Annotated in this window: 8 protein-coding genes; 6 read left to right on the top strand and 2 right to left on the bottom strand. The window is 53.0% G+C overall.

All coding sequences use genetic code 11. From position 1 onward, the window contains the following. Nucleotides 1–29: 29 nt before the first annotated feature. From IX84_RS16485 to IX84_RS33400, 6 genes are all read left to right on the top strand, one after another. Nucleotides 30–332 (top strand): hypothetical protein, encoded by a 303-nt coding sequence (locus IX84_RS16485; protein ID WP_152605102.1) that lies wholly within the window; start codon nt 30–32, stop codon nt 330–332. A gap of 351 nt (nt 333–683) precedes the next feature. After that, on the top strand, nt 684–1721 hold the full coding sequence (locus tag IX84_RS16490) for a hypothetical protein (protein ID WP_044223295.1): 1038 nt from the start codon (nt 684–686) through the stop codon (nt 1719–1721). Continuing rightward, the gene (locus IX84_RS16495) at nt 1718–2683 is read left to right on the top strand and encodes an AAA family ATPase (protein ID WP_044223297.1); all 966 of its coding nucleotides are present in this window, start codon (nt 1718–1720) and stop codon (nt 2681–2683) included. The genes IX84_RS16490 and IX84_RS16495 overlap by 4 nt, the downstream gene beginning before the upstream one ends. A gap of 26 nt (nt 2684–2709) precedes the next feature. After that, on the top strand, nt 2710–7731 hold the full coding sequence (locus IX84_RS34145; RefSeq protein WP_052516081.1) for an SUMF1/EgtB/PvdO family nonheme iron enzyme: 5022 nt from the start codon (nt 2710–2712) through the stop codon (nt 7729–7731). 164 nt (nt 7732–7895) lie between these two features. Beyond that, on the top strand, nt 7896–8159 hold the full coding sequence (locus IX84_RS16505) for a GIY-YIG nuclease family protein (protein WP_044223299.1): 264 nt from the start codon (nt 7896–7898) through the stop codon (nt 8157–8159). A 654-nt stretch (nt 8160–8813) separates the two neighbouring features. Further along, nucleotides 8814–8957, top strand: a complete 144-nt coding sequence (locus IX84_RS33400) for a hypothetical protein (RefSeq protein ID WP_160213808.1) — start codon at nt 8814–8816, stop codon at nt 8955–8957. Nucleotides 8958–9245: 288 nt separating this feature from the next. Here IX84_RS33400 and IX84_RS16510 read toward each other — a convergent pair whose 3' ends face one another. Then, nucleotides 9246–10946 (bottom strand): hypothetical protein, encoded by a 1701-nt coding sequence (locus IX84_RS16510; RefSeq protein WP_152605103.1) that lies wholly within the window; start codon nt 10944–10946, stop codon nt 9246–9248. A 28-nt stretch (nt 10947–10974) separates the two neighbouring features. Continuing rightward, on the bottom strand, nt 10975–12162 hold the full coding sequence (locus IX84_RS16515) for a hypothetical protein (protein ID WP_044223304.1): 1188 nt from the start codon (nt 12160–12162) through the stop codon (nt 10975–10977). Between the last annotated feature and the right edge of the window lie 454 nt (nt 12163–12616).

Here is a 12616-nt window from a genome sequence, read left to right on the forward strand (position 1 = left end):
TTATACCATTGAATTAAGAGACAAGAACCATGAGTAACCGAAAGATGAAGCTGGCACTGACTGTGGGGTTGTTGAATCGGAAGACAGGCGAAGGCAACACGCTGCAGCTGGTTAAGCGTCTGATGAACAAATTCCGTTCCGATGTCGGTGGTTTTTTGGGCATGCGTCAATTGGAAGAGCAAATACTCAACCGGTCGCACACGCTACAGTCTTTCGCATTAGATTTTGAGCACTACACCCTCAATCTGGATATCGTCAACAACCGCACCGACAATACAGAGTCTATCAACAGGTTGGAGTTTTCTGCTCCGGCATCCATGATTGCTGCTTAAAGACATGATATAGTAGTTTTTTACGGCGCAGGTCCGATTGCATAGGGTGGCTTGCGCTATTTTTTTGTCCCGGTTTCAGCAGCACCATAAAGAGCATTGGAAGCGGGCCGGTTTGAAGCGCTTCCTGTAGGTCTCGTCCTGCTTTTTGCTGCTTTAGGGCAACTGTTTTTCCTTTTGATCGTAACAATGAGTAAACAGTATCGCTTGGTTTAGGTGCTTTGTGGTATTTGTCTTATGGAAACCAGCGTAAAAGCACAACCACTTTCGAAAAGGAGGCTTTCCCCGAAACATTCTGTCATTGTTTGAGAAAATCATATATTTACTCAAAATATGCCCCGGTAGAGGTAAACTATGAGCTACAAGCAGGAAGAAATCGATGGTCTGGAACGGCGTTGCAAAATGATGCAGCTGAAGATATCTAAGCTTGAAGAAGCGCTCATTCTTGCCATTGATGCCAGCGCGAAGTTCAAAATTGAGCACGAGCTGAATGAGTTAAAGCCTAAGCTGGCTGCTGCCAAACGAGAGCTGGAAGACTTGCTTACCACAAAGTCGTCTGTTGAAAAATCCTCTTCTAAAAAGCCCCCGGCGAAGTTGCATGATCATCACCGGCTCACTTGCGACCGGAAGGAGCAGGACACGCAGTTTAAGGGGATTAGGCTTACACAGGAACATCAGGTGAATTTCCTCTATATCTATGGCTTTGACCGGCATGAGCACGAGGCGCTGGTCGAACGCTTTGCCTATGAACTGCGTGGCGTGATGAAGGATTATCTTAACCCTAACCTCCGTGCACGTTGTAAAGTAGAACAGGCAGAGACCATCTATCTGGAACTCAATGACAATATCGAAGCCTACAAAATAGAGGTCCTTTCCCAGTTGTTTGCCGTCTTTGGTGTCGATACCCACACCTGCGGCCCAATGCTGCAGCGTGACCTGAAGTACCTCTGGCAGCACAGTGCCCGGTTGCAAAGCCTGCAGGCGCAGGATTACGTTTGCTGCTACCTGATGATCCCTGAAATGGATTGGAATAAGGAAATTACCCCACAGGTGGTGACTTGGTTTATTGATGAATTTTGCGGTTCCACCCTTCCGCCAGAGGCCCCCGGATTCTTTTTCTTTTTGGGTATTGAGTTCGAAGAAGAGGACAGTGAGGTGAAAGGGGAAGTAAAAACGGCTATCCGGGCTGGTGGCAGCCGCGTACAAATTCTTCCGGAGTTGAACAGCCTTGGAGAAAAAGACCTCAAACAGTGGTTTAACCGCTACAAAAATCAACTCCCCCGCCGCACGAAGTATACGGACTACTTCAAAACAGAGGATAGCTATTATATGGATGACGTTGTGGTCGAGCTGCAGCGCCTGATTGACACGATAAACCACACCACATCATGAAGATACTGAACCGAAAGTTTTCCCGTACCGCCTTTGACCCGGAAGGGTATATCCTACAGGATGGCCTGCGCAGTGCCGTTGAGGTGGCCATTGCCCTCGGTCAGCCGCTGTTGCTTACCGGGGAGCCGGGGACAGGCAAAACCCTGCTGGCTTCTAAAATTGCGCATGAGCTGAGCAAAGCACCTGATAGTACCTTTCGCCCCAAGCCGCTGGTGTTCAACACCAAGACGACTTCTACCGCCCGTGACTTGTTTTATACCTATGATGCCGTCTCTCATTTCCAAACAGCCAATATCAAGCGGCAGGATAATGAAGCGGCTCTTGGTACAGCTGATTTTATTGAATTGCAGGCGCTGGGGCGGGCCATTGCAGGTACCAACCCCGGAGCGGTAGATACCAGTAAATTCAAGACTGCATTGCCGGAAAAGCCGGAAAGTGCGGTGGTGCTGGTCGATGAGATTGACAAAGCGCCCCGTGACTTTACCAACGATATCCTCAACGAGATTGAGGCATATACCTTCCGGATTAAGGAGCAGGACAACTATGAAGTATCCGTAGGCACTTCTGAACAGGTGGTCGTTATCATGACGTCTAACTCGGAGAAAAACCTGCCTGATGCCTTCCTGCGGCGCTGTGTCTTTTTTCATATTGAGTTTCCCAAATCGGATAAGCTGTTACAGATTGCGCAGTCCCAATTGAGTGGAAGTACGGGCTACACAGAGGAGGCGCTAAAAGACCTGATCCGCATCTTTGAGCAGATCCGGGGGGCTGCTGTGCGCAAATCGCCAGCCACAGCTGAGTTGATTGCCTGGCTGCGTATTCTGGAATTGCAAAAATATATGGAGCAAGGTCGTAAAAAACAGCAGGAAATGCTGCTCCACAACCTCTCCGTATTGGTGAAAACCAAGGAAGACCTGGAAGCGGTGCAGGCTTATTTAAAGGAACAGCTTAGCACGTCATAAACTAATCCCCCAGATCAAAACGTCTTTTGAACCAACCACCACCAAATACCAATCCACTACCCCTTGAATCCCTGATTCAGCGGCTGGAGGCTTCGGGCTACCAGATAAGCCCCCGGCAGCGCCTGCAACTGTGGCGGATTTTGGAGCAGTTTGGTGCGAAGGAGCTAGACCGGGCGGATCAGCTCAAATACCGTATGGCACCGGTGCTGGTGACCAATGCGGAGGAGCAACAGGCTTTTTATGCCCTCTTCGATCAGTTCCTGGAAGAAAGCCGGAAATACGAGCCGCCCCCTGTACCTGAACCCCCGCCCCGATGGTGGGAAAGATTATCCCGTAGTGCCTGGGTTGCTTTGCTAGGAGCGTTGTTGCTACTCGCAGGAGGAGGGCTGTGGTACGTGCTTTCCAACAGAGCGGAGCAGGCGCCCCGACTGCTCAAGGTGAGCCACGATCCGGTGATTACGCTGGGGGAACCCTTCCGTGCGGACAATCAAAGTGGGGGATACGATACAACAACGACCCGGTTCAGGTGGGAATTACAGGATGCCGTTACTGGCAGTGTAGAAGACTCATATGACGATCCGGTCCGCTGGATATTCCGAATGGATACCATTAGCGGTAGTTATAACAAAAAGCTGTTGTTAATTGCAGCAGCAGCAGAAAATCAGGATACCTTTTCCGCATCAGTCAGAGTGGTGTGCGCTTCCCCTCCGGATGCCAGTTTTGAAGTGCCGGACAGTGCTTCGGTACAGGAGCGTCTCCGGTTCCGTCCTGTTGCTGCTGAGCAGGAAGGCTACCGGTACGAATGGAAATTTGGGGACGGCACCGAAGCGGAGGGCTACATTGTGCAGCACCGGTATGAAAAAGCCGGTGGGTACACTGTTCGTTTGCGTATTGTCGATGACCGTACTCAGGCCTTTTGTGAAAGCACTGCTCAACAAGACCTGTCGGTGGGCAAGCTCAACGCATTTCTGGCTTATCTGCTGGTACAGAAGGATGAGCGGGTGCCAATGGGGCTACATTTTTCGAAAGGTACCTGGCGGGCATTGTTGGCCATCCTTATCCTGGCCGTTTGGTTTTGGGGCAGGTGGTTATTCCAGAAACCCCCACCACCACCGGCTCCTGAGGAAAAGTCGGCGGCCTTGAAAGCCCGTTTTGCACATGCCGATCAGCCTCCCTACGAAATCCCGTTCCGGGCACAGGACGAGCTCCTGCGCCCGGGGCCAGAGCTGTACCGGCTGGCCCGTATTTTGCGGCTGCGGCAGGAGGGCGTCCGGCAGGAACTGGATTTGCCGGCCACCATCCAACAGACGATCGAAGGCGGCGGCTTCCCGGCTGTGCAATTCCGGCGTACGACAGTTCCGCCCAACTACCTTTTCCTGATTGATGAGCAAGCGCCCAACAGCCATCAGGCACAATTATACCGCTACCTGCTTGATTTTCTAAAGGAGCAGGACGTACACGTGGCGGCATTCTGGTACAATAAACTCCCCGACCGTTTCTGGAATGCCCATCATCCCAACGGGCTGCGCCTGGAGCAACTGCAGCGTTTGTACCCGCACCATCGCTTGCTGGTGCTCGGAAATGCCCATGCTTTGCTCGATCCCACAGCTGAAGGGGAGCACCGGGTACGCCCCGAGCTGTCGGGCACCTACCGCCGCTGGAAAAGCCGGTTGCTGCTCACGCCTTTGTCTGCCAATGACTGGACTTACCGGGAAGCGGTCCTCTACGACCTGATGGCGGTCTTCCCAAGCGATACCGCAGGGGTACAAGCTGCGATGGCTTACCTGGAAGAAGACCACGATGAGGAAGACGAACGCGCCATGCCTGGTTTCAACCAATGGCAGGCCGCCCACAATCAGCCGCCCCTGCCTCCGGAAACCAACTACCGCCGCTGGAACCGCTTATCGACCTACAAAGCTTACTTCGCTGATCACCCTGAAGTATTCACCTGGTTCAAAGCCGCGCTGGTTTACCCGCAGCCCACCTGGCCGCTGACGCTGGCTATAGGCAAAGCCATAGGCGCACCGGTCACCTTCGACAATATGCTGCTGCTGTCCCGCCTGCCGGTACTACAGGGGCATCCCATTCAGCCCCGTCTGCGCCTGAAGTTGCTGGCCGACCTGGATAAGGAAACGGAGCGCAAAGCCCGGGCTGCCCTGGCTGAAGAGCTGGAGGCTGTAGCACCTGCGGTAGAAGGCGGGCACGCCAGTTATAAGCTTCAGGTGCAACTGGCCATGCAAAACTTCCTGACAGCCCCGGATGATGCGACCAATAAAGAGGCGCTCTTCCACTTGCTGGAGGGGCATGCCCTGAATAAGCAGCAGCAGGCAGAACTGGAAGAAGCGCTGTCTCGTGCCACCGGCCGTACACAACAGCTGAGTACCTTCCTGCAAAAAACATCGAGAGAAGACCGTAAGCCACGACTGGGGCGGCGCCTGCTGAATGCTGATTTCTACCGGGCGCTAACCACCACCTCCCTGCTGTTGCTACTGGGAGCGATGGTTGGCACCTTTGACGGCTATGTGGACCGTAGTGGTACGGAAGGGTCCGTCTACAATCCTTTCTGGGAGCAGCGTCCGCAGCCTGATAGTGCTCTGATTTACCACAACCGGGCGGTCGTGGTCTGGGACAGCCTGCGGGGAGGAGAAGAGCTGCCAGCTGTGCAAGACCTGGAGCCTCTGCTGGCTGACTTCCGCCGGGCCAGTGGTCTGCGCGGAGGTAACTACCCCCTTGCTGCTTCCAACACAAGCCTTACCCTTTACCATCAGGGCTTGTTGGATTACCATCGTTTTTTGCAGGAGGGGGATGAAGTGTGGTTGGGTACCGCTGCCGCTTTCTTTGAGCAGGTAGATACCCTGCCCGCTGCCCGGCATGCGCTGGGGCTGATTGATTTCTACCGTGAGGACCGTGCTGCTGCCCGGCGGGCTCTAAACGCACTACCTGCCGGTTTCTTTGAAGACTGGTCACTGGAGCCGAACCTGCTGACGCTGCTGTCCCCACAAAACGAATACGGCGTACCGCTTGCCGAATGCCTGGCACCTCCGGAGTTGGAGTGGCTGAACGGCACAGACCTCTGTCGTGGGGACACCCTGCGCTTGCGGATCGTGCCCGCCGGGCAAACCATTGAGGAGTACTTCGTACGATGGGGGGACGGGCAGTTAGATACCCTGTCGCAGGCAGACACCATCGGGCACCGGTACGAGGTCGGCGGCGGGCAGTTGGAGCTAGAGGTGCTGGCCTTTGGGCGGTGTGGCAAAGGGCAGCGTGGTTATCAGAAGCGGTCGCAGCTCATAACGCTAAGTGTACCCCCCCGCATTCTATCTGGCGGTGTCGACTCCATTACCGTTTGCCCGCCCTACCGCTTTGCCCCACGCCCGGACGTACAGGGCGCCGCAGACTACGCCTGGGATTTTGGGAACGGGCAGCAAAGCCGGCAGCGACAGCCTACAGTGACTTACACTAAGCCCGGCACCTATACCGTGCAGCTCCGGGTAGCGAATAGATGTGGAACGGACGAAGCCATCTGGCAAAATACCGTAACCATACAACCCCCTGCCGCCTGCATGGATGAAGATAAGCTTCTCCTCTTTGAAGACAGGTCTACCGGTCTGTATGGCTATCGCGACATACACGGGGAGGTCGTCCTGCCCGCCCGGTACAACCTCGCCAGCGAATTTGACGACAATGGCCAAGCCGAAGTCGCCAAAAACGGCCGCCTCTTTCGCATCGACAACACCGGGCGCTGCGTGGGTGGGGACTGCCCGCTGCGCCGGTACCGCGGCCGAATTATGGGTAGCCTGACGGAGGAGCCCCTGGCGAACACACCCCTGCGCATCCCGAATCTCCCGGAGCCTTCCCTGGAGACGGATGCCCAGGGCTACTACACCTTTGAGCTGTCCGAAGACACTTCCCCTGCCAACTGGCAGGCACAGGTGATGAGCGGAGATGGCTCGATTGGGAGTTTCCAGTTGCAAATTGCCGATGCGGAAGCAGATCCGGTGGCGCTTGTAACCCATACATTCCAACAAACCGTATTGGACGAGGATCCTAATGAAGCCGATACCGACGGCGATGGCATTCCCAATACCTCCGACCGCTGCCCGGAAGAAGCGGGCCCCGAAGCTCTGCGTGGCTGCCCCGATACCGATGGGGATGGTATACCGGATATCGATGACCGCTGCCCGGAGGAGGCGGGTGTGGAGGAGCTGCAGGGGTGCCCACCTCCGTCCGATGAAGCCACGGAGGGCGAAGTCGGACTGGAGATGGTGCGGGTGGCGGGCGGCACCTTCACCATGGGCTGCGCGAGCGAGGAGCGGGATGGGGATTGCGATGATGATGAACAACCTGCCCATAAAGTGACGGTGGATACCTTTTATATGAGTGTGCATGTGGTGACGGTGGGTCAATTTGCTGCATTCATTGAGGATAGCGGCTATAAAACGGATGCCGACAAAGAAGGTTGGAGTTATATCTGGACGGGTAGCGATTTTGAAGAAAAGGAGGGCGTAAACTGGAAATGTGATGTATCCGGTCAGGTCAGGCCCCAAGAAGAATATCGCCATCCTGTCATTCATGTTTCCTGGAATGATGCGGTAGCCTATGCAGACTGGCTGAGCCAAAAGACGGGTCAAAACTACCGCCTGCCCACAGAAGCGGAGTGGGAATACGCAGCCCGGGGCGGGGAAGCGGGGGCTAAAGATGCGTTTTTATACAGCGGTAGTAACGATATTGACGCGGTGGCCTGGCATTACGGGAACAGTAATAGCCGTACGCACGAGGTGGGGCAGAAGCAGCCCAATCAGTTGGGCCTGTATGATATGAGTGGGAATGTGTGGGAGTGGGTGCAGGATTGCTGGCATGAGGATTATAAGGGAGCTCCAGAGGATGGGAGTGCCTGGTTGGAAAGTAATGATGGCAATTGTGGTCGTCGTGTTGTGCGCGGCGGGTCGTTGTTCCTCATTACTAACGACTGTCGTGTCGCGAGTCGCTACAGGAGCAGCACAGGTGACCGGTTCAACGACCTCGGTTTTCGTCTTGCCCGGGACTAATTTACCCTCTGTTTCTTTTAGTTCAGCCGATAGGCTGATTACTCTTTTGTTCTTTTGGCTTTTAATTCGCCGCAGGCGAATAAATTTCATAAATTGCAATGGGCAGTCATGTAATGAGCTTGTCGTCGTGTGCTCCCCTGTGAAATGATTTTAAATCTTTGCTTATGGAACAGTTTTACTTTGTCTACATCTTACAAAGCGAGGTAGATGGTAAAAACTATGCTGGCTATACTAAAGATTTAAAATCAAGACTTCAGGCGCATCAAAAGGGAGAAGTAATGAGTACGAAGCATCGCCGTCCCTTAAAGTTGATATACTACGAAGCTTGCTTATCACAAGAGGATGCGCTCAAAAGAGAAAAATACTTCAAGACACACTATGGCAAAATGTACCTAAAGAAGCGCCTGAAGTCTTATTTCACAGGGTGAACGCGGCGGGTCGTGGAACAACAATACTAACAACTGTCGCGTTGCGAATCGCAATCAGCCCTGTGGAATCCGGCAGAAGCCGGAATGCTATCGCATTATTCCACAGGGCAGGAAACAACACAGATAATCGGAACAACAACAACGGGTTCCGTCTTGCCCGGGAGTATGCACAGCCCAGTGCTGTAAGCCAGAGTCTGGCTAGGTGAAGTTGCCAGTCAGAGCGTGCGTTCATTATAGTCCGATGGCCGTCCGGTGCTGCTGCCTTGAGGCAGATGCCAAACACATCGGCAAAAGGCGGGGCTAGTAGCGTTAGTGAACGTCCCTCCTGCCTGTTGTCACAGGCTCTTGTACCAGCCGCCGGTCATCCTTCCCAGGCTTTGAATTTGCTCGCTTACCAGCCGGTACTGCCCGGAAGAGATGAAGGTCTTTTTTTAGTCACCCCCACCTCTCTCTGTCATCTCCTAAAAAAGGTTGACAGGATTAATGAGATGGGATAGCGTTGAGTCCACCCCCCGGCCCCGTCCATGACGAAGCGGAGCTTGTCAGGATTTAACAACCAGACGCTTGCGCCATAGCTGGCTACAGCGTCGGGGCACGGGGGAGAGGTGTTGCCCGTGATGCTGGTGAGTGGAGCGTAAAGTCCGCCCTTCGCTTTTGGGCTTGAGCCAGGCAGGCGTTGCCGTGCACGGCGTGTATGAAGTGTGGAAGCTCTGCATTGAGCTCCAACGCCCCTACCTCAAGCGCAGCGCCTGTCCCCCGCTGGCCGCTTTCGCCTGGCTGCTACAGCGCCGGGGCTAGGAGGAGGTACTAGTGGTCTGTCAAGTGTTAATTTATGGGTTGAGTGGGAGGGAATTTTGAGGCTAATCAAGGCGGATGTTCCCGCGCATAGCAGCGCTACGTAAGGGGTTATCCAACGAAGAGTAGCCTCAAAAGTCGCCACAGGCAACCCCTAGTTTTAGCCTTGACAGACCACTAGAACCAATTCCCTGAAAAGAGTTGACAAGGGGGCAAGGGAGAAGCGTAACCTCAAAAAAGCCCCACCGAAACAACGCCGGCGGGGCTTCTCTTTAAATGCGTCTGTATCTTTTAGCCGCCGAGGAGGATGTCGCAGTATTCCTGTGGGATGACAACATCTTCCACAATGATAGAAGACCGGTTGTCTGGGTTGTCAAGGTCGACCTCAAGCTTGTAGTCTTCCACTTCCAGGGTCTGAGACTCCACGACAATATCCATAAAATCATAGGTGCGGCCGGCGTAAACAAGCCTGAAGTCATATACCTCGCCCCGGAAAAGACGGCTGGTAGTGAAGGCACCGCCAATGACCTGAGCGAGCGGTTCCCAGCGCTGCCCGGTTTGCCGGAAATAAATCACAGCATCTGGCTTAATGATTATGTCAGGCCCTGCTCCTTCGCACAGACCGGAGAACCGGACGTCCAGCATCAACGGGCTCGGGGGTTCAAAGGTCTTCATATCCAGGACTGTGGTAGAGTTACAGATGGTCGTAAATGGAGGCGAGGTGTAGATGACCTGATTGCCTTCAGATACCTCCATGTACAAAGTCCGGTTCTTCGGGATATTATACATGTTGATGGTTTGCCCGTTCAACGCTTTGAAGTAGCGGCGGTAGCTGAAACGACGTCCGGTGATAGCGTCATAAAGCTGCCCTCTGAGCCAGGGCGCATCCCGGTAGTTGTTGTAGTCAGATTCGATCACCAGCCGAACCGGCTCATACCAGCGGCAGGAGTTGTAGAAGTAGTCAAAGTTCCACCACGAAAGGTGGGTGATCAGCATCGTAGCGCTAAGGTTGCCATCCGCGTCTTTTTCTACAACGGCCTCGCCTTCGTGCTTCCACTGTCCGGTATTATCATCGAGTGACCAGATGGGGATAATGTCCCCTTCTTTTACCTGCTGCCCTGTAGCCGGGTCGATGGTCTCCGGATTAATCCCGACTTCCACTTCTACCGGCTCAGAAAAGTCGGTCACCTCATCATTGCCAACAAACATATCCAGTGCAACAAAACCAGCGGTTACAAATTCTACCGGCTCCATTTCATTGCCATTTTCGTCTACTACGTTGGTAGCCGTGAAGCCACCAGGGAAGGAGGCCAGGGATTCATCGCTGCGGTTGTCGAAATGTACCAGTTGCACCTCAATGTCACCGATAAGCTCTTCCCCCTGTGCATTCATGACTTTAGTACCTTGCTTGAGCCTGACACTAGCCATTTCCTCTTTGCCGGCGACCATTGGGGTCGAGAATGCGGTGTCCTGCATAACACCGTCAGCGTCCGCAGCAGTCGTTCCCAACTGAAGGCTTACCCCTTTAGGCGGGGCATTAAGGCTCACCATATTGACCGGAATGTACTGATACGTCGTATCGTAGAGTACAATATTCTGAATGGTTTTTATATAACCGGGAGCTTCTGCAATGACCGTTAGTTCCAGCGGGTCATCCTCGGTGATCATGACGTCTTTGTCTAATCCTATTTCGAGGAAGCCTGCCACGGGTTTCAAGTCCCGCTTACCGTCTGTAGAGTAAATCAGGTCCTTATCCGGGCCCTCAATGGTAATGGTGAGGTTATCGGGAGCGTCACCGCCTGTGTCCAGGTTGGCATCACCAAAGTAGAAGGCAACGGGCACCCGGAAGATATCAGTATTAATGTTGAGGTTGACGCCATCAACGTACCCTTCTATCAAATCCTCCCGGGCTTCCTCTGTACAAGTAGTTACCAAAAAGGCAAGCATTAGAACTGCGCTTAGCCGTAGGGTATTTAAGAATAGCTTTTTCATAATATTTTTGGATTGGATGATTCAGGATTTACTGCTCGGCTTCGAGCGCGAAATGTTGTGTGATTGTCTTGGAGGCTCCACCGGGGTCCGCTTTAAGGACCTTCTTGAACGGCTTATAGCCAGGTACGGTGATGTTAAGCTCATAGGTATCTCCAGGATCAAGGCCAAGAGTGAACTGCCCGGTAGGATAGGGCCCGGTACGCTCCAGCGTTTTGTCGCCGTTGGGGAGTACCTTGTACAGGTCTATATAAGCCTGACGCAGCTCCGCATTGGTAACGGCATCAACGGCAGCGCCCTTCACAATAAGATAAGGTGAGGCCGTTGGTATGGCCTGCTTTGGCGGTGCCGGGTTGGCATCTGTAAGTTGTTCTTTGGTCTCGTTTTGAAGACGCTCTTTTGCAAAGGGCTTCGGTGCATCCACCATTTCGGAGGTCCCCTCTGCTCCCGGGCGCAAGCCAAACAAGTCTTTTGGTAAATTAAATTTATAAGCCAACCGGAAGCCTACCGAGGGGTGTACCCGTACATTTTTAAAGTTTTCGGAAAGGACCGGGCCATTTTGGGCATTGTCGCTTAACAGGCCTGTTGAATTAAACCGGATATCCGGGCGCCCTCTCACCATAGCTCCGGCCTCCAACGCAAAGCTCAGGTGCCTCACGCCAAGCGAACGGCCGAATCCGAGCCCAAAGTAAGGGTAAACGGCAGATCCCGTGGTGTAATTGACATTGATGGTGCCAATGCGATCAGGCGTCAGTTCGTAGTCATTGACTGCTACGCCTTCTGCAAATTCACCATTGACATTGATGTAATTATTGAGATTGACCATCACGCCGCCCATGAGGCGGAAAGAGCGTTTTTCCCCAATGGGCAACTCTGCAATCAGCCCAAGGGTGCTGAGGTCAAGATCGGAGCTCAGAATCAGGCTCTGTCCGGAGAACCCGAGCGAAGAGGCATTAAAGCTAAGCCCTTCTACATTCATGCGCATGCGGTTGTAGGATATGCGGAAGTTGACGGGCTTTATGACCCTCAATGTGGCATCAACACCAAAAAAGGCATGGGTGCCCGAGCTTAAACCAATGGACATAGCGGGCTGAAAGGTGGAAGCAGGCGGTTCAGCTGCTTCGGCTTGCCCATAGGCGGCATCTATGGGCACTGAAGAAAAATAAATCGCAAAAACGAACGTGAGTATTCCGCTTGCGGCGTGTAGTTTAATCCTCATAGTAGTAAGGGTTTAGAAATCCGGAATTTGGGTTTTAATTATCAAAAACCTACTGAAAAACGGTAGGTATCATCCCTTTTCTATTGCCCTTAGGGCTTCTCGAAAAATAAGTTTTACAATTGGGTTTTGCCTTGATGAGGGACAAAACCAACCATCGGGCGGGTTTTGGGACTTATCAAGGCAAAAGCTACCAATGCCATTGTAAAACTTATTTTTGCCCCGCTACTTAGTGTGTAGTTTGCAGTTGTGTTTGTTTTTGGGCAATGTGAATGTATACGGTAGGAATTTAAGGAGGTTGCAAATCGAGGTGATTTTTTGACCGGTATAAATTAGTGTTTTCCAAATATTTTAAGGTTGGCAGCTAAAGAGAAATATGGCTTAACGGTAAAATTTGCCAGGGTTTGGCTATTTGGTGTCCTGGGAGTTGTCAAATAAAAAAGCCCCCTTGCGGACG

It is taken from the genome of Phaeodactylibacter xiamenensis (genome assembly GCF_000759025.1).
Classification (GTDB): domain Bacteria; phylum Bacteroidota; class Bacteroidia; order Chitinophagales; family Saprospiraceae; genus Phaeodactylibacter; species Phaeodactylibacter xiamenensis.